Annotated in this window: 27 protein-coding genes; 19 read left to right on the forward strand and 8 right to left on the reverse strand. The window is 57.0% G+C overall.

Annotated features, from left to right (window positions below; genetic code table 11):
- The first annotated feature begins 18 nt into the window (after window positions 1-18).
- The 4 genes from TA3x_RS28975 to TA3x_RS28990 all read left to right on the forward strand — a co-directional run bounded on the left by TA3x_RS28975 (window position 19) and on the right by TA3x_RS28990 (window position 5,314).
- Window positions 19-1,089, forward strand: a complete 1,071-nt coding sequence (locus TA3x_RS28975) for an AAA family ATPase (RefSeq protein WP_435022751.1) — start codon at window positions 19-21, stop codon at window positions 1,087-1,089.
- 455 nt (window positions 1,090-1,544) lie between these two features.
- Complete coding sequence (locus TA3x_RS28980) at window positions 1,545-1,889, forward strand: hypothetical protein (protein WP_435022753.1); 345 nt, start codon at window positions 1,545-1,547, stop codon at window positions 1,887-1,889.
- Between the two features lie 1,915 nt (window positions 1,890-3,804).
- Window positions 3,805-4,347 (forward strand): hypothetical protein, encoded by a 543-nt coding sequence (locus TA3x_RS28985; RefSeq protein ID WP_435022755.1) that lies wholly within the window; start codon window positions 3,805-3,807, stop codon window positions 4,345-4,347.
- A gap of 361 nt (window positions 4,348-4,708) precedes the next feature.
- Entirely contained in the window at window positions 4,709-5,314 is a 606-nt protein-coding gene (locus TA3x_RS28990; protein ID WP_435022757.1) for a hypothetical protein, read from the forward strand.
- A gap of 136 nt (window positions 5,315-5,450) precedes the next feature.
- Here TA3x_RS28990 and TA3x_RS28995 read toward each other — a convergent pair whose 3' ends face one another.
- Entirely contained in the window at window positions 5,451-5,723 is a 273-nt protein-coding gene (locus TA3x_RS28995; RefSeq protein ID WP_435022705.1) for a hypothetical protein, read from the reverse strand.
- A 318-nt stretch (window positions 5,724-6,041) separates the two neighbouring features.
- On the opposite strand from TA3x_RS28995, the gene TA3x_RS29000 reads away from it, so the two are divergent.
- From TA3x_RS29000 to TA3x_RS29040, 9 genes are all read left to right on the forward strand, one after another.
- Window positions 6,042-6,806, forward strand: a complete 765-nt coding sequence (locus TA3x_RS29000; RefSeq protein ID WP_435022759.1) for a ParA family protein — start codon at window positions 6,042-6,044, stop codon at window positions 6,804-6,806.
- A complete protein-coding gene (locus TA3x_RS29005; RefSeq protein WP_435022709.1) occupies window positions 6,788-7,255 on the forward strand; it encodes a hypothetical protein in 468 nt (155 codons plus the stop codon). Before TA3x_RS29000 ends, TA3x_RS29005 begins: the two co-directional genes overlap by 19 nt.
- A 333-nt stretch (window positions 7,256-7,588) precedes the next feature.
- Window positions 7,589-8,389, forward strand: a complete 801-nt coding sequence (locus TA3x_RS29010) for a hypothetical protein (protein ID WP_435022711.1) — start codon at window positions 7,589-7,591, stop codon at window positions 8,387-8,389.
- Between the two features lie 194 nt (window positions 8,390-8,583).
- Window positions 8,584-9,123, forward strand: coding sequence for a hypothetical protein (locus TA3x_RS29015; protein WP_435022713.1), 540 nt, complete (start codon window positions 8,584-8,586; stop codon window positions 9,121-9,123).
- A gap of 26 nt (window positions 9,124-9,149) precedes the next feature.
- Complete coding sequence (locus tag TA3x_RS29020) at window positions 9,150-9,467, forward strand: hypothetical protein (RefSeq protein WP_435022715.1); 318 nt, start codon at window positions 9,150-9,152, stop codon at window positions 9,465-9,467.
- Window positions 9,468-9,628: 161 nt separating this feature from the next.
- Window positions 9,629-11,062 carry a type IV secretory system conjugative DNA transfer family protein gene (locus TA3x_RS29025; RefSeq protein ID WP_435022717.1) on the forward strand — a complete coding sequence of 478 codons (1,434 nt, stop codon included), beginning with the start codon at window positions 9,629-9,631 and terminating at the stop codon, window positions 11,060-11,062.
- A gap of 6 nt (window positions 11,063-11,068) precedes the next feature.
- Window positions 11,069-11,437: a hypothetical protein gene (locus tag TA3x_RS29030; RefSeq protein ID WP_435022718.1), complete on the forward strand. Its 369-nt coding sequence runs from the start codon at window positions 11,069-11,071 to the stop codon at window positions 11,435-11,437.
- 51 nt (window positions 11,438-11,488) lie between these two features.
- Window positions 11,489-11,854, forward strand: a complete 366-nt coding sequence (locus TA3x_RS29035; RefSeq protein ID WP_435022720.1) for a hypothetical protein — start codon at window positions 11,489-11,491, stop codon at window positions 11,852-11,854.
- Window positions 11,851-12,669 carry a hypothetical protein gene (locus TA3x_RS29040; RefSeq protein WP_435022722.1) on the forward strand — a complete coding sequence of 273 codons (819 nt, stop codon included), beginning with the start codon at window positions 11,851-11,853 and terminating at the stop codon, window positions 12,667-12,669. The genes TA3x_RS29035 and TA3x_RS29040 overlap by 4 nt, the downstream gene beginning before the upstream one ends.
- Window positions 12,670-12,834: 165 nt before the next feature.
- Here TA3x_RS29040 and TA3x_RS29045 read toward each other — a convergent pair whose 3' ends face one another.
- Together TA3x_RS29045 and TA3x_RS29050 are read right to left on the reverse strand one after the other, a co-directional pair.
- Complete coding sequence (locus TA3x_RS29045) at window positions 12,835-13,713, reverse strand: DMT family transporter (protein WP_435022724.1); 879 nt, start codon at window positions 13,711-13,713, stop codon at window positions 12,835-12,837.
- 228 nt (window positions 13,714-13,941) lie between these two features.
- Window positions 13,942-16,464 (reverse strand): DEAD/DEAH box helicase, encoded by a 2,523-nt coding sequence (locus tag TA3x_RS29050; RefSeq protein ID WP_435022726.1) that lies wholly within the window; start codon window positions 16,462-16,464, stop codon window positions 13,942-13,944.
- A gap of 175 nt (window positions 16,465-16,639) precedes the next feature.
- Between TA3x_RS29050 and TA3x_RS29055 the strand changes: the two genes are divergently transcribed.
- The 4 genes from TA3x_RS29055 to TA3x_RS29070 are packed head-to-tail and all read left to right on the forward strand — an operon-like array spanning window position 16,640 to window position 21,620.
- Window positions 16,640-16,984 carry a hypothetical protein gene (locus TA3x_RS29055; protein ID WP_435022728.1) on the forward strand — a complete coding sequence of 115 codons (345 nt, stop codon included), beginning with the start codon at window positions 16,640-16,642 and terminating at the stop codon, window positions 16,982-16,984.
- The gene (locus tag TA3x_RS29060) at window positions 16,974-17,936 is read left to right on the forward strand and encodes a tyrosine-type recombinase/integrase (RefSeq protein ID WP_435022730.1); all 963 of its coding nucleotides are present in this window, start codon (window positions 16,974-16,976) and stop codon (window positions 17,934-17,936) included. Before TA3x_RS29055 ends, TA3x_RS29060 begins: the two co-directional genes overlap by 11 nt.
- A gap of 25 nt (window positions 17,937-17,961) precedes the next feature.
- Entirely contained in the window at window positions 17,962-20,283 is a 2,322-nt protein-coding gene (locus TA3x_RS29065; protein ID WP_435022761.1) for an argonaute/piwi family protein, read from the forward strand.
- Complete coding sequence (locus tag TA3x_RS29070) at window positions 20,280-21,620, forward strand: SEFIR domain-containing protein (RefSeq protein ID WP_435022734.1); 1,341 nt, start codon at window positions 20,280-20,282, stop codon at window positions 21,618-21,620. The genes TA3x_RS29065 and TA3x_RS29070 overlap by 4 nt, the downstream gene beginning before the upstream one ends.
- Here TA3x_RS29070 and cas4 read toward each other — a convergent pair.
- Window positions 21,610-22,113 (reverse strand): CRISPR-associated protein Cas4, encoded by a 504-nt coding sequence (gene cas4 / locus TA3x_RS29075; protein WP_435022736.1) that lies wholly within the window; start codon window positions 22,111-22,113, stop codon window positions 21,610-21,612. The two genes, TA3x_RS29070 and cas4, sit on opposite strands and share 11 nt — an antisense overlap.
- Window positions 22,113-22,346 carry a hypothetical protein gene (locus tag TA3x_RS29080; RefSeq protein ID WP_435022738.1) on the reverse strand — a complete coding sequence of 78 codons (234 nt, stop codon included), beginning with the start codon at window positions 22,344-22,346 and terminating at the stop codon, window positions 22,113-22,115. The genes cas4 and TA3x_RS29080 overlap by 1 nt, the downstream gene beginning before the upstream one ends.
- Window positions 22,347-22,427: 81 nt before the next feature.
- Between TA3x_RS29080 and TA3x_RS29085 the strand changes: the two genes are divergently transcribed.
- Both TA3x_RS29085 and TA3x_RS29090 read left to right on the forward strand, forming a co-directional pair.
- The gene (locus TA3x_RS29085) at window positions 22,428-22,712 is read left to right on the forward strand and encodes a hypothetical protein (RefSeq protein ID WP_435022739.1); all 285 of its coding nucleotides are present in this window, start codon (window positions 22,428-22,430) and stop codon (window positions 22,710-22,712) included.
- Window positions 22,712-23,161, forward strand: a complete 450-nt coding sequence (locus TA3x_RS29090; RefSeq protein WP_435022741.1) for a type II toxin-antitoxin system VapC family toxin — start codon at window positions 22,712-22,714, stop codon at window positions 23,159-23,161. The genes TA3x_RS29085 and TA3x_RS29090 overlap by 1 nt, the downstream gene beginning before the upstream one ends.
- Before the next feature lie 21 nt (window positions 23,162-23,182).
- Here the strand turns inward: TA3x_RS29090 and TA3x_RS29095 are convergent, their stop codons facing one another.
- From TA3x_RS29095 to TA3x_RS29105, 3 genes are all read right to left on the reverse strand, one after another.
- Window positions 23,183-23,413, reverse strand: coding sequence for a hypothetical protein (locus TA3x_RS29095; RefSeq protein WP_435022743.1), 231 nt, complete (start codon window positions 23,411-23,413; stop codon window positions 23,183-23,185).
- Window positions 23,414-23,432: 19 nt separating this feature from the next.
- Window positions 23,433-23,711 carry a hypothetical protein gene (locus tag TA3x_RS29100; protein WP_435022763.1) on the reverse strand — a complete coding sequence of 93 codons (279 nt, stop codon included), beginning with the start codon at window positions 23,709-23,711 and terminating at the stop codon, window positions 23,433-23,435.
- 99 nt (window positions 23,712-23,810) lie between these two features.
- Window positions 23,811-24,266 carry a hypothetical protein gene (locus TA3x_RS29105; protein WP_435022765.1) on the reverse strand — a complete coding sequence of 152 codons (456 nt, stop codon included), beginning with the start codon at window positions 24,264-24,266 and terminating at the stop codon, window positions 23,811-23,813.
- Window positions 24,267-24,269: the final 3 nt, after the last annotated feature.

Consider the following 24,269-nt stretch of genomic DNA (forward strand, 5'->3'; position numbering starts at 1 on the left):
GTGCCGCCATGCAGGGATTTGAAAGAGGGGGTCGGCAAGGGCATCGATTGCGAGTTTCTCCAATCGACCCTCTACCAACTCGATAAGGGTCGGCTGAAGCTCGATGCGAAGTCCGTGGTGCTGGTCGATGAAGCCGGGATGCTCGGGACCAATCAGCTCGCGAAGCTCATCGAGCACGTGAAGAAAGCTCCGGGAGCCAGGCTCATCCTCGTCGGCGACGACAAACAGCTTCAGCCGATTTCGGCGGGTGGCCCGTTCAAGTACCTCGCATCCGTCCTGGGGACGAGTCTTTTGACCAAGATTCGCCGTCAGGATGACCCGTGGGCACGCGATGCCGTGAAGGCAATGGAACGAGGGGATGCGGATGCCGCCATCAAGGCTTACATCAACAACGGGCGGTTTCACCTCGCGAAGACCCGCCCCGAGACGATGGATAGGCTGCTTGAGCAATGGAAGGCCGATGGCGGAATCAAGGACCCGACCAGCGTCTTTATGCTCGCCTCAACCAACTCCGAGGTGAAGGCTCTCAACGTGAAGGCCCAGGCCGCTCGCATCCTGTGTGGCGAGGTGGACCCAGAGAAGAAGTTTTACGCGAACGGATATTTCATCCACCAGGGCGACAAGGTTCAGTTTCAGAAACGGTCGAAGCCGAACGGACTCGAGAACTCGGACTGCGGCACCGTAACCCGAATCGACAACAAGCTTCAGCGGGTCACGTTCAAGCTCGACAAGGACGGGAGAGAGGTGACCGTCGACCTCAAGAAGTACTCGAAAGACAATTTGCGGCTCGGATACGCATCCACCACGCACAAGCTCCAAGGAGCCTCGCTCCCCCACGTGCACGTCCTCATCGGCGGCTCGATGACCGACCAGCACATGGGATACGTCCAGCTCTCTCGGAGCATCAAGAGCACGCATCTCTTCTGCGACGAGTTCTCCGCCGGTGGGCCGAAGCTCGCCAACCTGATTCGCTCCCTCGGGCAGGCCCGTTACAAGACGATGGCCCAGGAGGTGACAAGGACCGTGGTCGAGCAGACAGGGCAACTCTCCGAGCACACGATTAAGCGGGGATATTCGATTAGCCGGTGAGGGACTTCGGGCGTGCTGCTCACGGGTCGTGGCCCCTTCCGGGCTTCGCTGTCGCTTCGGTCCTAGCGGACTTAATCGCCCTTCAGACCCCTCACGCGTTAGAACCAAAGAGGTGCGGCCAAGGGCCACATCAGCCTTCGTCGCCCACCCCATCGGCTCTGGTCGCTTCGCTTAGCAGGGGTCACGCCAAGACTTCGCTATGTCATGCCCCCTGCAACGCTCCCACTCCCGACGCCGCTAGGGATCGGCTCCCGCCAAATCGCCTTCCGCTATCGCTCCAGGGAGGGCCATTTCCTCTTTTCAGCACCGGGAGGAGAGAGCGTGCGTGCAAGGCGGGTCGAAACACACGCTCTCCCCTCCCGCCGCCGAAAAGCGGTTCTGGGGGCGGAGGCTGGAATGGAAATAACCTGGTGTCCGCTCGATGGTGAGGCGGGCCCACTTACGAAGTTGGGAGCATGGAAGCCGAGAAAAAGCACAACGGATTCGCCAATTACGAGACCTGGGCCGTGTGCCTCTGGTTGGAGAATAACGAGGGAAATCAAGCTTATTGGGTTGGGGCAGCCAGGGAGGCGAGAGAGGAAGCCGCCGATTGTTGGCAAGTCCGAGAAGGCATCTGGGAACCACGGAGGGCCCCCGTTTATCTCCTCGCCACTCGGTTGAAGGAGGAGCTCAACGAAGGGATGCCTGAGCTTGGGCCCAACCTCTATTCCGACCTCCTGAACGCAGCCCTTTCCGAAGTGGATTGGCACGAAGTGGCAGAGACCTTCATCGACGAGGAATTTGACTCCCAACCCTTTTAGAAATTACCGGGCGGGGTCGAGTGGCCCCGCCCTTTTGTTGGAACACGAAAATGGAAGAGAGCTACGAATCGAACGGGCAGGCCGTTAAACGCCCCACGCACGCCGCCTGGTGGGTTAAGGAACGGGATGGGAGGAAATCGGAGTGGCGTCAAATCGGCGTCGCCTGGGGCCACACAAACGGCAAGGGGCTCACCATATCGCTCGACCTGCAACCGCTAGACGGGCGGGTCGTCCTGCGGCTCATCGAGGACAAGCGAGGCTGCTTGCATGCGGGGAGAGGGGCAGGAGGCTAACGCCTCCGCCCTTCCCCTTCGCAATCGCCCCGCCGTCTCCCTCGACTTGCTCGCCTTGCCTTCTCCCACCCGCTCGCCCTCCTGCCGTTAGCTGCTTACAGCTCACGGCACTCGGCCCCTCTCCGATAACTCCGCTCAGCAGCTCTCGCTGCCTTGCTCCTCGGTCGCCGCCTCCCCTCCCCCAAATCCGCCTCCCTCCATTCCCTGCGGTCTTTTCGCTCGGCTCCCAGGCGAGCCCTCATCGCTCTCCGTTTTCGGCCTATGGGCCTCAATTTCGCTTGCTCTACTGCCCGAAATGCCCGCGCGTCCACTTCTACGAAGTATTTGAAATTGCTCGACTTACGCAAACCCTGAAAATGGGTCTCCTGACCTGGAAAACGGTCCGTTTTCGGAGTTCCCGCCGGATATTTGCGGGGGTTTTCGGCCCATTCTCAAACCATCTTTTGGAAATGGGTGGGCGGATTTTGTGAGCCTCCCCCCCAGCCGGATAATCCCTCTGGCGTCGCCCCTGCGGGGCCGGGTGCTTCCGGGCTCCGCTTCGCTCCGGTCGCCTGCGGCGACTCCCCCTCTCGCCCCCTGACGCGGAGGCGGTGTCCCTCCGGGACGATTTGCGGACGGCTCGGCCGTCCGCGTGATGGGGGCTCAGAATCAGCAAACAGAAGCATGGGCCGGGCAACTGGTCTATCCCCACGCCAGGCTTCGAGCGGGAGTGTATGGCTCCCTGCCCCCGGCCCCTTCATCCTCGCCCCCCAGCACGGGGTGAGGGGGCGAGGATGAAGGGGCCGGGGGCAGGGAGAGAAAAGTAAAAGGTTCCCCGGTTCTCGGCGTGTACCGCGGTCCGAAGGATGAACTCCTTGCCCTTTGGTGACGCTTCACGCTTTGGAGTTCGTTCGGACCACAATCACGGTTTCGGTTACGGCTCCACCGATAACCGGGGAACATTTTGCAAACCCCAAATCGTGAAACTCGGAAGCCGGACCAGGCCCTTTATCGTGTCTATCTGGCCACTTTGAGTTACCGGACTGGCCTCTAAGACTGGACGGCTCAATCCAGAAACCAAATATCATCGCAAGCTGAATATTTCCAATTACTTGCGAATGCTCTTAAGAATAGGAAATATGAGAAGACTCAGCGTGTTTGCGGTATCTAGGGAGCCTAAATACCTGAAACTAATTGCCTTTAGGGCCGTAACTCAAAGTGGCCACCGGACGACCTACCCCAAGCTGATTAAACGCCGTGTTAGATGGCTTGGGTACCAAGATGGGACGTAAACCCAGCCCTGGTCATCTTTCCCGCTGACAGTAGCGAGGCGATTTGCCCGATTTTGGTCCTTCGAGCGTTGCTTCGCTGGCCACTTTGAGTTACCGCCCTGGCCACTTTCTGGTTCCGAGGTTGGCCACTTCAGTTACGCCTTTGGCCACTTTGAGTTACCGCCCTGGCCACTTTGAGTTACGAGGTTGGCCACTTTGAGTTACGCTTTTCGGGCTTGATTTTCCTGTAAGTGACTGGTATTCCATGCCTTCTGACCCGGGAATTCGCTTTATACTATTACTCTTGTTAAGACTCTTAAAGACAACAACAATAACCATAAGAGTGTTGTTGTAGTTATGGATTTTGATTTCATGAAGGCTGACGAGGAGGAAATTCAAAAGCCCGCAGGGCTTACGCCCCTCAACGTCATCAGGGTTGAGACGGCTCTCTCTCGATACCCCGTTCATCGCTTGGCAAAGCAGGGAATGGTTTCCATCGAGATTCGCGAGCAAAGCCCAGACGGAGCGAGTCTCGTTCAATGGCAGGTAGGCCACGACAGCCACTATGGTCAGCCCGGGCCCCTGGCGTACAAAATCGATACCCTCATCGTGAACCGGCGAATAGAGGAAGCCAGTCGCCCCATTCCGAAGCTGATTAAACTCGGCAGCATTCACGACATCAGCCGAGAACTTGGCTTGAGCGGCGGGAAATCTCGCGACCACATCAGAAAATCCCTTTTCCAAAACGCCTTTGTCAGCATCAAAGCCAAATTCAAATACAAGCTCGCCGATGGCAAGACCAAGGAGCTCGAGGCCGGATTCACTCGCTATAGCGTGATTTTCACCGGCGAGGAGTTACCCGACGGAAGGCGGGCCGATGCGGTCTACCTGGTGCTAAACGACGTGTTCATGTAGGTCATCAGCAGAGCTCAGACCAGGCCGCTCGACTACGATTACCTGAAGGACCTACCACCCGTATCACAAAGGCTCTACGAGTTGTTGAGCTACCGGATTTACACGGCCTTAAAATTCGGATGCAGGCATGCCAAGTTCTACTATTCCGAGTTTTGCACCTACGCTCCGCTTTCACGGTTCTTCACCTGGAATCAAGTTCGTCCCCAGATGGCCAGAATCCACCGGGACCATTTGGCTTCGGGATACGTCGAGTGCGTTGAGTTTGAGCAGTGCATCGACAAGTCGGGTAAGCCTGATTGGACGATGGTTTATACCCCGGGCCCAAAGGCTAAGGCCGAGTTTCGAGCGTTCACTAAACGAGGTGGACCTCGGACTCTCGAAATCGAGCAAGGCCCTGTCACTGTCTGAAACCGTCGCTCACCAGGTCGTGCTCTCCCCTCTGGAGCAGGAGCTTGTTGACCGGGGGGTTTCCTCGGGTGTGGCCTCTCAACTCGTGGCTGAATTCTCCGAGGAGGAAATTCAGGCCGAGTGTGAGCTCTTCGATTGGCTCAAGGAAAAGAAACCCACCAAGGTCAAGGATGACGGGGCCTACCTCGCCTCAGCGATCCGAGGACGTTTCAGCGAGAAGCTTCCCCAGGGTTTTGAGACGAAATCCGACCGCCAAAAGAGAGAACTCGCCAAGCAGACCGAGCAACGTCGAGTGTCCGAAGCCGCTCGCAAAGCCCGGGAAGCTAGGGCAGCCGAAACCGCTGTTAAATCCAAGGTCGATGAGTACCTCACTCAGCGAGCGGCCAAGGACGGGGGCTTAGAGCAATTCAATGCCGAGGCCCTCAAGCAGGCCGACCCCGTCATGCTAGCCGCCTACGAGCAGATGCCCCGCTCATCGATTAGGCAGGGTTTCCTCAGGGTCATACGCGAGAAGCATGTTCGGAAGCTTCTCGGTATCCCCGAGCCAGGCGAATCCTAACATCCGTTTTGGCAGTCCAGGATGACCCAGGACGCCGAGTCTCCGGCTTGGCCACCTCTTCCCTTGGGTCCGGGCAAGCAAAGCCACCACGGGGCTCAGGGAAGCTCCAAAGCCCTCTTTTGAGATGGCGACCGCCCTACCCCGCCGCCGCCAACTCGTCAGTGTCCGACGCTGCTCCGCCCCGGTCGGAGACCACGTAGCGACGAAGGTGGGTGTTGATGAGATTCTCGATGAGGCTCGAGCGGTCAAAGCCTGGACCCATCATCGCCACGTGGATATCAAGCCGCTGAGACGCTTCCGGGGTCAGGTGGATAGTTGATTTGAGCTTCTTTGTGGCGACACGGACCGATGCTTTGGCCGGTTGCCGCTTCCGAGCTTTGCCTGCCTGAGCGTCCTGGTTCTCTGCCATCAGAGTAGCCCGCCTTATCGGATGATTGGAGCCAAGCTGCTTTGCCCGCTCTGTGGCCAAACAGCAACTACCAGTCAGCATCGGCCCCCTCCCCTGCCCCGCTCCACTCGGTCTCCGAAATGGCCTGCCTGAAATGCCAGAATTCTTGAAAAGGAAGAAAGCCAGAATTCATTTGAAAAAGCCTGAAAGGCAAGAAAGGAAGATAAGGAAGAAAGCCAGAATTCTTGCTTTGGAAGAATGCCAGAAAAGGAATAATTCTGGCATTGCCAGAAAGGAAGAATTTTTCTACGTTTCGCTACAGTCACTTACGGAGAATTATTGGAGGATTTTGGGGATGCACATACTTGCGGTTGGGAATCAAAAGGGGGGAGTTGCCAAGACAACCTCAACGGCTGTATTGGGAGTGCTCCTCAGTCGGCAGGGAAAAGGGTCCACCTCGTAGACATGGACCCTCAGGCGAATCTCACCGAGTCCTTCGGATATGAGGACACCGAAGGAGTCCTCTACCAAGCCCTGAAGAGCAGGGGACCTCTCCCGGTAGTTGAGCTCGCGGAGAATCTTTCCATCACCCCATCGAGCATTGACCTCGCGAAGGCAGAGACCGAACTCCTCGCCGAGACCGCCCGCGAGTACATGCTGAAAACCTGTCTCGAGAAAACGGACCTGCCGAAAGACACGCTGGTCATCATCGACTGCCCGCCGTCTCTCGCCGTGCTCGCGACAAACTGCTTTACCTCAGCCGAGGGCATCATCGTCCCGATGAAGGCTGGGGGGTTTGAGCTCCGTGCTGTTGGCCACCTGACGGAGGTGGTCCGGGTCCTCAAGGAGTACGTCAACAAGCAGCTCAAAATCGTCGGGGTCATCCTCACCGAGGCGAACTCGCGTCGAGCCATCACTCAGCAGGTCATCGAGGAGGTGAAGCAGATTTATCCGGTCCTCGGTCAGATTCGGCAGGACGTGGACCTCGTGGAAGCGGCGGCAGGGGGGGGGATGTTGAAGCTTAAGCGTTCGACCGCCCTTGAGGATTACGGAGTCGTGGTCAAGAAATTGGGAGAGGAACTGCCGTGGCTCAAAAGCAAGTAAAGGGAATCGGGGGAGTCCTCGGGAATATCATCTCGAGGAACGAGGCAGCAGCCAACGCCCCCGAAGAGGAGACGGTCGCCGAGAGCCGAGCGGTGGAGATGCCCAAGCCGGTGGAGACCCCCGGGCCACCCGAGGCCCAGCGACAGGTTGAAGGGGCTCAATTTGCCCCCGCCCAGGTCGTGGACCTCGCCGAGCCACCAGCGGCGACACCGAAGCGAGCCGCTCCGCTGAAGAAGCAGGAGGCGAGGAGGGGGAGGCCGCCGGGCAGCAAGACCCCAGCCGCCATGGTCGAGCGTGAGAAGGTCTCGCTCCGATTGCGGTCAGACCTCGCGGCCACCTACCGCGACTGGTCGTGGAAGGAGCAGTGCCAGTTCAGCGACTTGGTGGACCGAGCTCTTGAGTACTATTGGAAGGCCAAGGGAAATGCCAGAAAGCCAGAAAAGGAATAATTCTGGCATTTAATCTGGTGTCAAGGCAGTAGTTTACGACCATCGTTGAACAGAGACACAATCCGTCTAGTCTTTAAGGCGTTGAAGCCAGATGGCATCAAGGCGTTAAAGCCATGACGCTTTTAAGCTTTCGCGTGGACCGGCAGGCCACCCGGAGGACCACAACTGAGATAGGTGCAGACCATGGGAAATGCCAGAAAGGGAATAATTCTGGCATAAAATGGAGGTGCTGCCGCAAGGGAGTGAATGGACTCAGAACCCTGCGGGGTCTGAAGGTCCAGGTGGGTCTTAGGGATACAGCGAGAAGACGTAGGAGAGGGGGAGTGGTGCTCAATGGGCAGAAAGAAACCGCCGGACACACACCTGAGCAAGGAGAAAGAACCACTCCGTGCGGATGATGCCGTTGAGTCTGCGAACTCGAAGAATGCCGAAAGTAACGAAGAGTTGAAAATCACCTACGGCGTGATAGCCAATCTGAATTCCGAAGAAGATATCGGAAATATTATGCTCGAACCTCATTTTAAAATGAAGTTTTCCGAATCAATAGGTTTTGATGGTATCGTGCTGGAGTACATCCCGTTTGAAATATTGCCAGTGGTACCAGAAGACAAAATCCAGCACGACAAAGAGAAGCAGCAACTCAAAAACCTTCTGAGAGGCTTGTCTCCCGCAATTCCCAACGAATCGCTCGACGTCGTTGCGGGAATCCCGTGGGTGGAGACGACGCTGGCCAGCCTGACGAGGCCGGAAGGCGTCATGTTGGCTCCCCCGATGACGACGGAGACCAAGTTCACGCCGGAAGAACGGCAGGCCCTAGTCTTCTCGCAGTTCACCGAGTTCGGCCGAGCACATCCGGATAGGGCGAAACCTGCGGCCGAACGAATCATGGAGATTGCCGAGGAACTCAGGCCGCCGAGCGAAGAGAGGACACTCAACACGTACCAAGCGGCCCAGAGAATTTCCCAGTCCCACGGCATCCGCCTGCATGAAACTCAACTCAAGCGATGGTTCTTGAACCCGAATATCCAAATTGGTGCTCTTGGACCGAACGGGAAGCCAGTGTTTTCGGAAGTCGAATGCGACTCATTTGAGCTCCCAGACCGCAAGCCGGGACGCCCCGCCAAGAAAATCTGAACCAGGCTATTGTTTCTGTGGAATTTTAATCCACAATTAATCCGCGAGGGCAGAGGCCCTACGCCCGCCTGGACTTCAACCAGCAAACACCCATCGAGAAAGCCGCTCGGCGGTTGTGGTGCGATGCTGCGCATCGCGAAACGGAGCCTAGGCCCTATCCCACCATGATTTACCCCGTATCAGGAGTTCCATCGATGGCGTGGAAATGGCTCTCCCTGCTCATCCAGAACAGGAAGCAGGCCCACGAGGCGATTTTCGACCTCGACCAGGGCGTGATTGCCGAGCAGCGGGCCTCGTCGGCTTTGAAGGACCTCGCCGAGGTGGCCGAGGCGAATCTCGAGACGCTGAACCAGGTCGCCGAGTTCTCCAAGAAGTTCGAAGGTGGTGACCAGGTCGTGGCCGCCGCCGCACTGGCCTATCGCGAAGGGCTGGCCGCCCTGGTCGCAACGCCTACCCACCTGTTCCCGACAGACCCCGAAGCCCGGCGGGAGGTAATGCAACGCCCTTCCATGGGCTCGACCATCTCGCGGCCCATGCCCGTCTCTGGGCCGCAGGGCGGGTCGGGCCAGGTCGAAGCCTTGCCCGACGCGTCGAGTTCGCACCAGGCCGACAACCAGGCCCGGACGAAGCCCCAGCCGAAAAAGCCCAAGGGTCGGCCCAAGGGGTCACGCAACAAGCCCAAATCGTCCCCGCTCCCGGACACGGACACGGGCCAGGGCGAAGCCCAGTCGTAACCCCCACGCCGCTCGAGTCCCGGCGGTTGCCGGACCTCGAGCCGAGGGCCGTCGCCGAGGCCGCCTTTCGCGGGGCGGCCAAGGCGACATACATCGGGGTCATCCCGGCCCTGTGCCTCATTCTTCTCGGCGGTTATGGGTCGGTGCTCATCGTCGTCGCGGGCGTGCCCCTCCTCTTCGTCGTCGGTGCCGCTGGCTGGGAGGTGTACCAGGAATTCTGGTTCATCTCAGAGCCGCCCCCGCCGCCTGCTCCCCAACTCGGCCCCACGGGAGTGTTCTCCCAGGACGAGGCCGAACGCCACCTCGATGACCTCATTGCAGAGTTTTGGGAGCGTGAACAATGAAGCACTTAAGAGACATATTGTCTTTGCTCGCGGGTCCGCTCCTGACCCAAAGGTCTCACGCGGGGCGTGCCTTAAGGGGCCGCCCGTCTGAGGATTGGCTGGAGAGGAACTCGCTGCTCATCGCTGGCGTGCCGGTCCCCCTGAGGCTCGCCGAGTTTGCGATGGTCTATTCCGGCGGCATGGGCACGGGCAAGACCACGGCCTTTAAGGCCCAGATGACGAGCCACATCGACGCCCTCATTGCGTCCGGTCGCCCGTTTAATGTTCATGCGTTCACTACAAAACCGGATGATTTCTACCCGCTTCTGAAGGCCCGCTACGAACCGCTCGGCTTCTCGGTGCGGGCCACCAACCCGTTTATCGCCGATTCCTGGTCTTGGGATTGTGCGGGTAACCTGACCAACTTGCCCCGGATTGATGAGCTCTCGGCGGTGGTCATCAAGGACGACGCTCGTGAGAGCAATCCGTTCTTCAAGAAGACCGCCCAGCTCATGCTCCGCGGCGTGGTGCAGTCGCTCGCCACGACGCACCCGGGTCTTTGGACGGTGCGGCACGTCGGGCTCATCCTGCGAGACTTGGAGCTCTGCATCAAGGTGCTCGGGCGGTGCGAGAAGACCGCCCACCTGGTGTCCTTGCTCTCGTCGGAGCAGGGGGTGACCGCCGCGAACATCCACGCGACCCTCATCGCCGAGCTCAAAGGGCTGGACCTCGTCGCTTCGCTCATCGAATCGACCCCCGAGGACCGCCGGTTTTCCACCGAGGAGGCGGCCAATACTCCGGGCATCATCTGGGTGTGGGGCAGCGACCCCCGCTACAACACGACCATCGAGCCGTGGAACGCGGTGCAGCTCGAACTCATCGGCCACGAGCTGCTCATTCGCGGAAAAATCGGCGTCGAGACGCTGCTCTACCTCGATGAGTTCCCGCAGCTCTCGGCCGGTGGCGGCCAGAAGATGGCCATCATCCAGAAGGTGCTCGAGTTTGGCCGCTCCAGCGACGTCCGTAGCTGCCTTGCCATGCAGACGCCCGCCCAGGTTGAGGCCGTTTTCGGCGAAAAGCAGGCTGAGACCCTGCTCGGTCAGTGCCACATCATCGTGGCCTTCCGGCATAACGACGGCCCCGGCCAGGCTTACTTCGCGAGGCGACTCGGGAAGGAGCGGGGGTTCGAGGAGAAGCGGGGCACGAGCCGCCAGACGGGGGGTACCGGCGGGCCGAACGGAAGCTCCAACTGGTCGGTGACTCAAAGCGTGAACATTGAGCGATTTGACCTTGAACGGGTCACGCAGTCGGACATCGGCGACCTGCCGGTCGGTACCTACGAGTTCGGCATGTACGGATATGCGAGCGTGCCGCTCTCTCGGCTCATCAGCCCGGTGACCGGATTCCCTATGCCCATCCGCTGGCGGTTTTGGCTGTCCCCGGAATGGATTGCTCGCCACGTCCATGAGCCGGGGGAGTTCGTCTCCTACGCCCGGTCGCTGAAGCCCGAAGCGGCATACACCCTCGAACCCCTGGAGGAGTGGGAACGCGAATTCTTCCTGAACTCCGGAGTGAAGCCGCAGGACGATTCCCAACTCGCAACCGAAGAGGAGTAGCTCACGATGATTGCCGCCACCACGGTGTTCGAGTCCCTGCCCGCGGATAACCCGTTTGTCCTGCTCCTGGCTGCCGGGTCTCTAGCCCTCATCCTGGCCGTCCTCTACCAGGGTGGCTGGAGGCACGTGGCCAATGCCGTCGTTCGCATCCTCCTTTGTGCCTACGGGCTCGCCCTCGTAGGGGCGGGATTTATCGCGTTCGGCCTGTTCTGGCTGGCCTTGTTCGGGGAGGAGCGGAATCGTGCCGGGAACTTCATCGGGGCCGTCATCGTCACCGCCTCGATGCTCGTCATCAATCCAATCCTCACCCGGGACAACCTGCTCACGCGGTTCCTGTCGAGCCTCTTCATCAACGAAGAAGATAACAGCAATTGATGATTTGACCCTGGCCCTCCTACCCCAGTTGACACCGAAGAGAACACATCGATGAGCGACCTCATTGCGTCCGTCACGGACTTGACCGCAAAAGACCCGCTGCTGCTCCTCGCCGGGGCCGTGGCCCTGGTCATCGTGCTCGCCGCCTTCTACCGGGGCTATTGGGTGGTCGCGACGCACCTTGTCGTCTTCGCATTCATGAAACTCATCCTCATGGTGCTGGGCATGGGACTTATCGCCATGCCTTGGCTGGTACTCAGGGCCATGTTCGGCCCTGTGGACGAGCGAGCCACGGCTTTTCTCTGGTCAACCATCATCGCCGCCTGCTGGGTCGTTTTCCTTCGGGTCGTGCTGACGGACAACGCCATCGTTCGCTTCGCGAAGAAGCTGACGATAAATGGGGAGCTGCCCGAATGATTGAGAAACCGTTCGAGGCCATCGCCAGGCTGGCCCGAAAATGTCAGGCCGTGGCGACCAAGGTCGCCACGAAGGCCGCCTCGGTGGCCGACGCCATGGGCCGCAAAGTAGCGAGCATCGAGGCCCGACGTACCGCCCGGGTTAACGCCCGGGCGATGGGCCGCCTGCCGTTGAGGCCCACCGCGGAGTTCGTGCGTGAGGTTAGACATGGGCAGGTGAGCATCTCGCTCTACCGCGTCAGGGACCATCGGGCCGGGACGATTCGCAAGGTTTACGGCCTCAATCGCATCAACCCCGATGGCCGCCGGGTCCGGCTCGCCACCGGCCCGGCGGAGGAACTCCGCAACATTCGGAGGGTCATCAATCAACCGCTCGGCCTGACAACGAGGATTCAGCAAGCCGCCAAACGCGGCCCCCGCTCGCTCAAGCGGGATGCCGCTCCGAAGCAGCAGAAAGCCCGAAGCACCCCCACCCAGCGGGCGGAGGACCGCCCCCCCGGGCAGACGAAATGGTTCGCTCTGGTCTATATCGAGAAGTGTGCCCCCAACGGGGCGGCCCAAGGCCGTGTGGTGAGGAGCTTTGACAACCTCGAGGCGGCCAAGCGTCACCAGGTGCGGCATCCCTTCACTCGAATCGAAGGGCATGCGGGGGAGCGACCGCCCCACCGGGGGCAAATGGTCCCTTTGCAGCTCCGGCCCGAGGTGGCCCAACGCTTCGAGGCCAATCGCCGCAATACCCAGCAGAAGGCAATTTCGAACCAGGTGTTGAACCGACCCGCCATCCAGCACGACCGGCGGCAGCAACAGGGCCGGTGACGCACGCTCTTCGAAGTGTTAGAGGCCTGCCATCTTCCCCCCCGGGGATGGCAGGCCTCTGGCATTTCCCGCTCGGATGAAACCGAGTCGTTCTTCCGTATTCTATCCCACGGACAAGCGTGCTCGGTGAGATTAGGGCTCGCTCAGGGCGTCCGAGAATGCCCTTTATGTCACCTTGTTTTTGGGTACTAACTTCCACTCGCTGACGATGACTCCTGCCACAATCAGGGCGGCTCCGAGCAACGCCAAGGCGGGTAGCCGTTCGCCAGCCAGGTAGCCGACCACTCCTGCCCACACGGGCTCGCTCGCGTAAATCACCGTTGCCCTCGTCGGTGACACCGACTTCTGGGCCCAGTTCATCGCAAGTTGGATGGCCGCACTGGCGAGCCCCAGGCTTCCGACAATCAACACTAGGAGCCAGGAGAAGGCCGGGACCGGCTCTCGGACGACAGGCATGAGCGAGAAGGAGATGGCGGCGGTCGCCGCCAATTGGACAACGGTGACGCGGCGGCTATCCACGTCATCTGCGAAGAGACCGATGAGGATGATTTCGGCGGCGATGGCGACTGCACTGATGACCGTCAGCATCTCGCCCCGTCCGAGCCCAATCGGCCCAACATCAGGCCCGGCCAGGAGCACAAGGCCCATGAAGGCGAGGCCGATGCCGGCCCAGCTCATCAATCGGGGCGGCTTACGGAGGAGTCCCCATTGCAGGAGCGGGACCATCGGCACGTAGAGGGCGGTGATGAAGGCCGACTTACTGCTCGAAATCGTTTGCAGGCCGTAAGTCTGGAGCACGTAGCCGAGGAAGATTGAGACGCCGATGATGACGCCCGCGAGGAGTTCGCGTCGGGTCATTTTCTTTAGGAGGCGGACCGAAGCTAAGGCGACGAAAGCGGCGGCGGCAGCGAACTTGAGGCCGACGAAGAAAAGCGGGCCGCTGACGGTGAGGGCCTGCTGGACGGCGAGGAAGGTCCCGCCCCAGACCATCGTGACGATGACCAGGGCCGCTTCTTGCCTTGAGAAACCCGCTAGTTGCTTCATCGGCTCTCGCTCGTTGTCGCCAGCCTAAACCCCTCCTCCTTGAGACTGGCCCGACCGACCGACACGAGGGGCAGACGAGTCTACCGCGACGAAGCACGCACCGCGAACATCGGGACCTCAACCCCGCCACCTTTACCGGAGATAATTCCCTTTATCTCCGGTAAACAGATAACCAACGATGTTGCGTAGCTTGATTCGCGTCTTCACACCCCAGCCAGATAGCTAGAGTCAGCGAGCAGATTCCAGAGGCTTGAAAAACCCTTTTCGGAAACGGCTCGGGGTGAGTGAATGCGATGAGAGCAGTTCCGAAATCTCTTCAACCGACCAAGCCTCTGGAGCTTTAGAGGCCAAAGCGGCCGCGAACTCGGTTAGTTTCCGATGTAGTTTAGCCGAGCTATCACCATCGTGGACTAGAGTGCCTTCAGGAGCGAAGGCGTCTTCATGGCAAACTGTGGCTGGATGAATAAGAATCGGCGAGAAAGGAGTTCCCTCACCATAGGTTTGCTTAAACCAATTGACGCTCACCGAAAGCTGTCCGGCCTCACTCTTATGGACCGTCTTCCGCTTGAGTTCAACTTCACTCTTGGCTTCTTGGACGAGGTAGTAGCCGTCTGTCATGTTCCAAAGTATATCTGGACCATTTCCGAACTCTTTCTCTGGTCTCTGACCTGCGAATCCAAGAACATCGGCCAAGTGAGCCCACTCCTTTTCAAAATCCTCAAAGCTTACTCCGAAACTCAGGTTGCTCAGCATGGCAGCCATCGCGACAGGTATCGCGTTGGAGTCAGTATGTCCCCTGACCCATGCTAAAACCCGATTTGCCTGTAAACCAGCTTTGGACGCCAATTTCTGATACTTGATTCCATCGATGGGGCGGAAAAGGTTCCGATTGGCTTCGTGAGCCTTCCGCTGCATTTCCTGAGCTCTTGCGGGGTCAATCTTTTGAGTGAGGTTGGCAGCTAATTGTAGGTACCATCCAAAGTCTGGCCCCTCCGACATTTTCAGTTCGCTCAACACTTTCTGAATAATGGAAGCTCCCTCAAGGGCAGAGCCCGAACGAAACTTCTCAACAGCGGCCCGTTCCATTGCTGCAAGTTTGAGCCTGACTTCGTCGGTCAAAGGCTTGTCTAAGTTTGTCATCTTGTGGGCATGGTAACGCTTCCAACTTCCGTCTTGGTTGATACAGGGGATGACCAAATCCTGAAGCCTTTTCTGCGGAACGCCAACTTCTTGCTGAGACACTTTCGCCAGTTCTTGACCAATCTCGATTTGACGCCTTGTTTCAGGAGAGAGGAAAGCATGATTTTCGCGACGCGTTATGAACGCCACCAGGTCGACGCCTGTCAACAAGACCACGCAATAGTCACTTCCAGACCTGACGCCCCGGCCCAGGCCCTGTTCAATCTTCTGAGCCATGTTCGCTCGCTGTTGCGGTGAATTGGGCAAGACACTCATTAAATGCTGCTCATAGAGCGACATGCCCGCCGGAAGTCCATCCATTATCAATAAACGGCATGCAGAGCCTGGCAAATCAATCCCGTCGTAGCGATTTACAAGGACTGCAAAGTTTCCCGTCGATTCAAGCAGTCTCGATACCATGGGCCCGACGGATTCACCCATTGCTACAATCGCCCCATTGTCCTCCCAATACTTCGACCGTTCTTTCGATGAAACCAATACGACGGCGTTCCTCTTAGATTTGGAAATAGCACTTGCTATCGTTAGTGCGTTGTCTCTTGTTAGGTCTTTGTGGACTAGTCGTGGAGCAACAATCATCCTTTCGCCTATATCGCCACGGGCTTTGGGTTTAATAGTGGAATTCACAGCCGATTCCGAAACCCCAAACTCTTTGAGTAGAACTGAATCATCTACGAGGGTTGCTGACAGAAAAAAACGACGCTTTGCTTCAGTGAAACTCGGGATTCGTTCAATCGGTATTATATGAGGTGTGATTTCAAGTTTGTGACCAGCAATCACGCAATGGGACATTTCGAGGTCATCTTTAATCAAATCCCAAGAGAACCTAAGAGGTTCGGTTTCTCTCAAGTCACTTAAGATTCTTGCAACACTGGCATGTGCTGTCATCCATGCCCAATAAGGAACGGCCATATAGTAACGAGGGTCGTTGTTCAGAATGGTAGCTGCAGTACCCATCGACTGAGTTTCTAGAGCTGGACGAAACAGGCTTCGTAGGCTTTCGTAGCCAGAACTCCCGCCAGCAAGGGTGATAGAAACAGTTTCTCTCGCAATTGAGAGACAACTATGTGCATCATCAATCAACACGGCTCCTAGATGGACCGGTTGCCTTCCGCTTCCTGGAATCCCAAAGACTGTCCTGCCGTTGAATAGCTTCTGAAATGTTGTGACAAGGATTGCTTCTCCGTTGAGAAATTCTGGGGGCATTTCTCTGTCGGCACCGAACTCTACCGTCTGTATTCCGCAACCCTTAGCTTGGGCCACTACTTGCTCGACCAATTGCTTAGTTGGACAAAGATAGATTGCAGGACTCACCCCTTCGTTCAAGGATGACTGGAGCATCAGGAGACCAACCATGGTCTTACCCGCTCCTGTATTCATCTTAATCACGGCGTCCTGCTCGTCTCGTCGGGCGAACCACGCATCGAGGACTTCCGTTTGAACGCTTCTCACATACTCGTAAGCAGGTTCACGGACCAAGCTCTGAAAGAGCTCACCCGGTTCAATCGGAATCGGCGACTCGTCTTCATTTAGCAACTTGCTGAAATCAACCATCGATTGAATCTCGCTTGGGGGGATGGACTTGAGAGTTGATTGTTCCTGGGCCGACAAATCGATGCAAGTCAGTTGGTTGGCAAAACTTTCCGGGCATCTTCGTAGGTCATAACGCCCTTTATGACCTACGAACGACGTGGTACAACATCCACGCATTCAGCGACCCGGGAGGAACATGGAAGACGAGGCGAGATGGTGGTTGAAGTTCAACGCGTGCGAGGCGACCTGCCGAACGTTCCTCGAGGAGACCTGCTCCGAGGGACGGCCTGAGCGGATGGAGGCCCTCGACGCGATGCTGAGGCAACTCCGGGTCAAGCTCCTCGAGGAGAGCCAGGCCGAGGTGCGAGCTTGGCGGCGGAAGACGGTGGGCGAATTTTCCCAACGCTTCCGACCCGTGGCCGCTCTTGTCGAAAAGGTCCTCAGCCGACTCGCGTCGGTTTCGGAGTGGGAAGCGGCGGGACTTAGGGTCAGGCTGAACGCGGGTGACTCAAGACCGAGGGGATGGGCCGATGAGCGGTGAGCTGGTTCCGAGGCAATCCAACGCGTTGGTGGTCCCGGCCCTCATCACCAACGAGGGTGAGCAGGCCTCACGCCGCTTCTTCGAGTTCTTCACCGCCAACATCCCCAACGACAACACCCGGGCCGCCTATGCCCAGGCCGTGGGCCAGTTCCTTCGCTGGGCCGAGGCCCGCGGGCTCACGCTCCGGAGCATCGAGCCCATCGCCGTCGCCGCCTACATCAAGGAGTCCAGGGCCCGGCTCGCCGACGAAACGGTCAAACAGCACCTGGCCGCCATCAAGATGCTCTTCGATTACCTCGTGACCGGGCAAATCCTTCCGACGAATCCGGCGGCCTCGGTCAAGGGTCCGAAGGTCATTGTGAGGAAGGGAAAGACGCATGTACTCTCGACCGCCGACGCCCGGAAGCTCCTCGACAGCATCGAGACCTCGACCGTCCTGGGTTTGAGGGACCGAGCCCTAATTGCCACGATGGTCTACTCGTTCGCACGGGTCTCGGCCGTGGTCGGGATGAAGGTCGGGGACTACTACTCGAACGGCAAGCGGTGGTGGCTCCGGCTCCACGAGAAGGGCGGCAAGTTCCACGAGGTCCCGGCCCACCACAACACCGAGAGCTATCTCGACGCATACCTTGAGGCCGCCGGAATTGCGGGCGATGCGAAGACGCCGCTTTTCCGTTCCATCCCAGGCCGCTCGCAAAACGTTACCGAGTCGCCTCTCCGAAGGAACAACGCCCTCGACATGATTAAGAGGCGGGCGGTCGCCGCTGGCTTGCCGAATCGCGTTTGCTGCCATACGTTCCGGGCGACTGGGATAACGGCCTATCTCGAATCAGGTGGTACGATAGAGAAGGCCCAACAGATAGCGGCTCACGAAAGCCCCAGGACCACCAAGCTCTACGACCGGACGAGCGACCAAATCACACTCGACGAAATCGAGCGGATTACAATCTGATTGGGCATTCAAGGTTATTAGAGCCATGCGTTCCAAATTACTCCTCAATGTCTCACCCGTTTACTTTGCAAACTCACCGTTGGAAGTCGAGATATTTGATTACGATAGCAATCTTCAATTGGATGAATTGAGGGCGAGGTATTACAAAACCCACGTCTTTAAAAGGGACCTCAGCGAGAAGGCCGACCGAATCATCTGCGTCCCGCTCTCACTTGAATCCCCAACCATAGGTGGGGAAACAGAAGTGATTTACTCGCATGATAATCGCTGGTTATGTTGCACTATTATCAGAAACAGTCTTATTAATTTCTTTGCGTCGTACAAAAGAACCATACTTGATTTTCTACCGATTCTTTTTGTGGCTGATGGAATCAAAGATGAACTGCTTTCGCAGTCCATGCCAACAGGAGTCACCTGCCCTGAGTGGATTTCCATTCATCCCTTGTTTGAAATTGACGTTCGAGAGTTCAAGTTGGACCATAGTCCTCCCTTCGTTGGCCTAACACTTGACCTCAAATCAACGAGGCAAATTGGCTGGAATTGTTCAGAGTTAATTAATGACGGATTTGACCCGCGAGGGCTTTACGTCAAGCGACGGATGGAAACTAGAGACCCTAGGATTTTCCCTAAAAGTGAGTTGATAGGAAGAATCGACTCCTTCAGCAAAGGGATTTTGAAGCTGTCCGATTCTCGCGATGGAATCTCCGAATTTCCTGCTGAGGAAGCATTCATAGAAACAAGGCCTGACGCATGGGAGCGGTGTTTCAGTTACGCTTTCGGAAAGCTTGTCCCCGATATTAAATTCCGACTTGATACTAGACTTGCTGAATTACGCAGAGGACCTGAAAGGCTCGAGAGGTTAAGACGCGTATTGGAGTACATCTCAAAGCAGAATCTCGAGATGGCTCAAGGACTAACTTGTACGTTTGGTTCGTTCCTCTCTGAGGTTCGAGATAGTTCGGAACTACAGTTCCCTACCGTTCTCAAAGCACCAGGAGCAACTTACGTATTTGACCCTACAGGTAATCGCACATCCATTTGGCCAGTCGATAACGGTTTGGAAAAACATGGCCCTTATTCACAACGCGATTTCATCACAAGGCCAAAGGTTTGCGTCATTTGTCAAAAATCGAAAAAGGGTCAGGTTGAGCAATTCATCCGGAAGCTCAAGGAAGGAATAACGAATTCCAAGTCTTCTTCCAATCCATTCGAGAAGGGATTGCTCCGCAAGTACCACCTTGAGGACTTGGACACCGAATTCTTCGTAACCGAAGACAATTCGGCACAGGCTTACAAGAGAGCTATACGACAGGCGTTAGAAAGTGGAGGTCCTAATGGCCCAAGATGGAATCTTGCTCTAGTACAAACAGAAGAGAAGTTCCATGAGCTCTACGGAGGTTCAAATCCCTACCTCATTTCAAAGGCTGAATTTTTATCTCATCAAATCCCTTCGCAAGAATTTGAGATTGAGACCGCCAATTTAAATGAGTACAGTTTGTCATATGCATTAAACAACATATCTCTTGCAATATACGCAAAACTTGGTGGAACTCCATGGCTCATTAGGGCTGACCAAGGCATTGCCCACGAATTGGTGATAGGGATTGGAAGTGCAAGAATTGGCGATAGTCGCCTGGGTGTTGGTGAAAGAGTTGTTGGAATAACGACTGTTTTTACTGGCGATGGCAACTACTGTGTGTCTAACCTCACTCGAGCTGTCGCCTACCGCGACTATAGAGACGAGCTTTTAGCGACGCTTCGTATCGCTGTGAATCAGGTCAGAGCTGACATCAACTGGAGGGCTAGAGACCCTGTTCGCCTTATCTTCCATGCCTTCAAGCCGCTTCGTGATGCTGAGACATTGGCAGTCAAAGCTCTTATGGAAGAGATGGGTGAATACGATGTCGAGTATGCTTTTATTCACGTTGTAACCGACCACCCTTATCTTGTATTTGATGAAAATCAGGGTGGGATTCTAGATAAACGCACTCGCAAAATGAAGGGTGTTTTTGGCCCTACTCGTGGTCTTTTCTTTCGCTTGTCACATGATGAAGTTCTACTATCTCTAACGGGCTTTAGAGAGGTAAAACGACCCGACGACGGTATTCCCTTCCCAGTACTCTTGCGTCTTCATCGCCACTCCACTTTTGTCGATACAACATATCTGTCTAGACAAGTTTTCACGTTCGCTAGCCATTCTTGGCAAGGCTTCTTCCCCTGCGACATGCCCGTTTCCATCCTCTACTCTGGGCTCATCGCACGGCAGCTCGGTCAACTCTCAACCATCCCTAATTGGAATTCCAACGCGATGTTGGGAAGGATTGGTTGGACGAGGTGGTTTCTATGACCGAAACCCAAAACAGGCTATTGAAGGACGCCAGAGAAGACCTTGTCAGAGATGTGAGGAAGCTTTCGGGTCGAAACGATTTGGACGAAGTCTTTGCTGCCTGGTTACTTGGGGAGTCCGAAAGCGTTCTGACTATCGAAGGACCGCTCCAAGTTGCTCTGAGAACGGGGTGCAGGAAAGCCCGAGGTGTGGCGACTCTAGGAATCGCGGCGAACGCACAGGGTTTTGCCTTCAAACACTTGGAGGTGCTCAAAGACTCTTTGAATTGGATTTCTGGAAGGCCCGAGACTGTTGCAGGCTCATCGGCGAGTTTTACGACCGACGCCGTTGCACTACTCGGTATCGCCCTTGGTGCCCGCCACTGTGGCGACCCATCTCTCACGCAATCCTTAAGCGAATGGATGACTCGGTTCCTTTCGACTTCCCACTCACGCAAGAGTACTCATGACTGGGAGCGATGCCTCTTTGCTGCCGTTCGTCGTTTAGTCGGAGCCGCCGCTTCGTGCCCTCTCCCATCAGATGAGACTGTGGCCGACGTCCGCGTCACACTACGTTCGAGAGACCTTCTCCCCCCAGTTCAGCTGGGACATGCGGAATCCGACGAAGTAGCATCTCTTGCTCTTCTGCTTAGCCCATCCGAAGGACTTTGCACGGCTCAACTTGCTCTCAGGGTGGCCGCGTTTGACGGCATTAAACGCAATGCTCAAATTATTAATTCTGGCCCACGCCTTGTTTTACCTATGAACGAAGATACTCTCTCGGAATCGACAAGCAACCTTTCGGAAAGACGGGTAAATCCCATGAGTGGAGCGATTAAAAATAAGATTTTCCTGAGTTACGCTTGGGAAGCTCCACCCCATCAAGAGCGAGTCGTTAGCCTCGCCAACACTCTTCGGGAAAATGGGTTCGAGGCAAGCGTTGATGTCTTCATTTCCGGTATGCCGCCCGAAGGGCTTCCGGATTGGATGATTCGACAAATTCGATGGGCTGATTATGTGCTCTGCGTCTGCACAGAGAAATACCGTAAACGATGTGAGGGTGAAGAAGAGGCTGGTAAAGGAAAGGGCGTGAAATGGGAAGGCGGAATTATCACAAGAACACTTTATGAACATGAATTTCATAATGACAAGTTCATACCCATCGTTTTTGACAGCAAGGATTTGGCACAACGTCCGACCATTCTGACCGGAGCCACCTATTACGACCTTTCACTATCCGAGGGCTTCGAAAACCTTTTGCGGCATTTGACGAATCAGCCAGCTTATCTACCGTCACCAATCGGTAAGATGCCCATCCTCCCGCCACGCGATGTAAAGCCCTTCGGTTCTACGACTTAACTGACGATTGAACACACACTGCTCTCTGGCCGCACACGCGGCACGTCCATAACGGTTGCCGCACCCGTATCTCTTCGCCGATGCTCATCCGGTGTTCGCGAATCTTCTCGGCTATCGCGAGAGCTTCTGAGCGAAGCGACTCGGTGTTTTCGACCTCGTGTCTCGACCCGTCGCCCAGGACGACGAATCCGTGGGCTGGCCGCACCCCATACTCCTCCTCGATGAGGAGGAAGTAGGTCGCAAGCTGGAGCTTGTGCCCGTGGCTCACCTTCTTTGAGCTCTTCCACTCTTCAGGAATGAACGCCTCTCCCACCTTCACGATGCGGTCGGGTCGTCCCACAAGCCCGAGCCGCTCGGAGAAGAGCGTCACGTTATCCAGGGCGACCGTCTGCCCATCGCCGAGTCCTTTTGCCTTTCGGCCTCGCCGGGACAAGACCACCAGTACAACGCCCAGGAGGAGCAGGAGGTAGGCAACACGGTAGAGGGTGACCATCAGGCACTCACCAGGGCGTAGGCTAACGCCAGGGCAGCGAGACCGCCCAGGACGATTAGCCACCAACCGAGGGAGATGGCCGAGCGGGACCGCTTCTCGAACACCGCCTTCTCGGTGTGGTGCTCGGTCCCCCGCTCCAGGGCTTCACGGTTACCTGACTTGTGGCCGATGGCATGGAGCCGCCACGATTCCGGACACCATTCCCAGGAGGCAATCTCCGAAGCCGATACCACGTCATCACTTCGCTTCATTCTTCGTGCCCAAAATACGCGACTCGTGGTAAGCTACCCGGAAGAGAACCCGGAGCCAAATCGATGAACTTGCCACTGACCTCGGACCTGAAGCGTTGGGTCGAGGAGAAAATCGAGAACGGTCAGTACCCCTCGGAAGAGGCGGTCATGCTCGCCGCCTTGAAGGCCATGAAGGGCCGGGAGACGAACCCAACGCTAGAGGACCTCATCGACCTCGAGTTCGAGGCATACTGTGCTCGCGAGGGTGATGATTCCGTCTCGCTCGAGGAAGTGCTCGCCGCCACCTCAAAAATCCCCGGCTCGATGGCCGATGCCATCATCGAGGATGAGCGGGCCGAGCGGTTCTGATGGCCCGACTCTACTTCGATACCAGCTCGCTCGTGAAGAATTACCACGCCGAGGTCGGCTCGCCCCTCGTGCGGCAGCTCCTGGACGAGGAAGGCACGGAGGTCTTCATTTCCCGACTCGCCTCGGTTGAGATGCTTTCCGGCTTCGCTGGCAAGGTGAGGACCGGCGTCTTTTCGAGTTCTGATTACGGCAACCTCCGGAAGAGATTTCTTGCCGATATCAAGAGCCGGGCCATCCGGCCCATTCGAGTTCTGAACGCTCACTACGAGTTCGCCGGGGACCTCATCGGCAAGCACGCCATGAGTCGGCAACTTCGGGCCCTCGATGCGATTCAGCTCTCTGTCGCCCTTCACCTTCACCGCTCGTTCCCGCTCGACCACTTCGTCTGCTCGGACCAGCGGCTCATCGACGTCGCTCGACTCGAGGGGCTTTCGACGATTCAACCCTGAACTAACCCCGCTCTTCCCCGCCTACCTGCGTTGGGATTTCTTGTCGGCTTGAATCGCCGCCTCGAGCTTGAGCCGGTAATTCAGGTTGAAAATTGCCTCGTGAGCCTCCGAGGTCGCTGACCTGACTTTGTCGGTGTAGTCGCCATCGGCGAGCCACGTATCCATCTTGCTCAGAAAGGCTTGCATCCTTTCTGTCCGCTCGAGGGACCACATCGCCTGCTTCGTCGAAATTCGCTTCTTGATATCGGCCATACGAACTCACGCGAACCCATTAAGCCCCACCCTTTCGGCTGTTCTCCCTCCTGATGTCCTCGTAGCGGAGGAACATCGAAAGCTCTTCGAGGCCCTCATGGGCCTTTGAGACCACGCGACCAAACTGCGGGTAAAACCCTTTTCTCTCCTCGAGGTTCACCTTCAGGCGAGCGAGGTAGGAGAAGCTAGGGGCGATGATTTCCTGAATTCTGCTGACCTGTTCCCTGGAGAGCTCGCAGCCCGAGTTGGTGATTCCGAAGGGGGTCAGGGCACCTGCGTCATGTTCTATCTTCCTCATATATGGAAGAATCATAGAACGAGGTGCGATAGTCAACGAGATTCGACGAGCCGGGTGGACTGGTCAGAGCTCAAGCCTCTTCGAGGCGGATTCTCACCTTCAGCTCTGGCCCTTGAACTCTCGCCAGATGGATTTTGCGGACCATTTGCGAGCCTTCTCAGTTTCACCGGGAGGGGATGGCTCAGAGCTTGGCAGCTTCGGAGGCTCGCCAACGCGGAGCGTTGGTTTCCAATTCTCTTTTTCGATTCGTTTCCGGTCGGCTTCAGCGACCGCCGCAAACGCCTCCTCAGCCACGACGAGAGAGGCCAGGCCCACGCGAGGAAGGCTAAACGAGCTATCTTCCAACGCGGACCCGCCGATGAATTTCAACTCGGCTTTTAGTTCCGCGTCGAGCTTTTCGCGGTCCCTGAAATAGTTGGAGAGCCCGAGATACGCGAGCTCCATACTCAGACGGTTCGGATAGCGGTTCACGATATCAGAGACCGGGATTCCGCGATGGACGTGGAGGAAGCCCAGATGCTTCGGGGTGATTTCTTTGCCCACGTTGAAGGGCATATC

The sequence above is a fragment of the Tundrisphaera macrotermitis genome (genome assembly GCF_051175315.1).
Classification (GTDB): domain Bacteria; phylum Planctomycetota; class Planctomycetia; order Isosphaerales; family Isosphaeraceae; genus Tundrisphaera.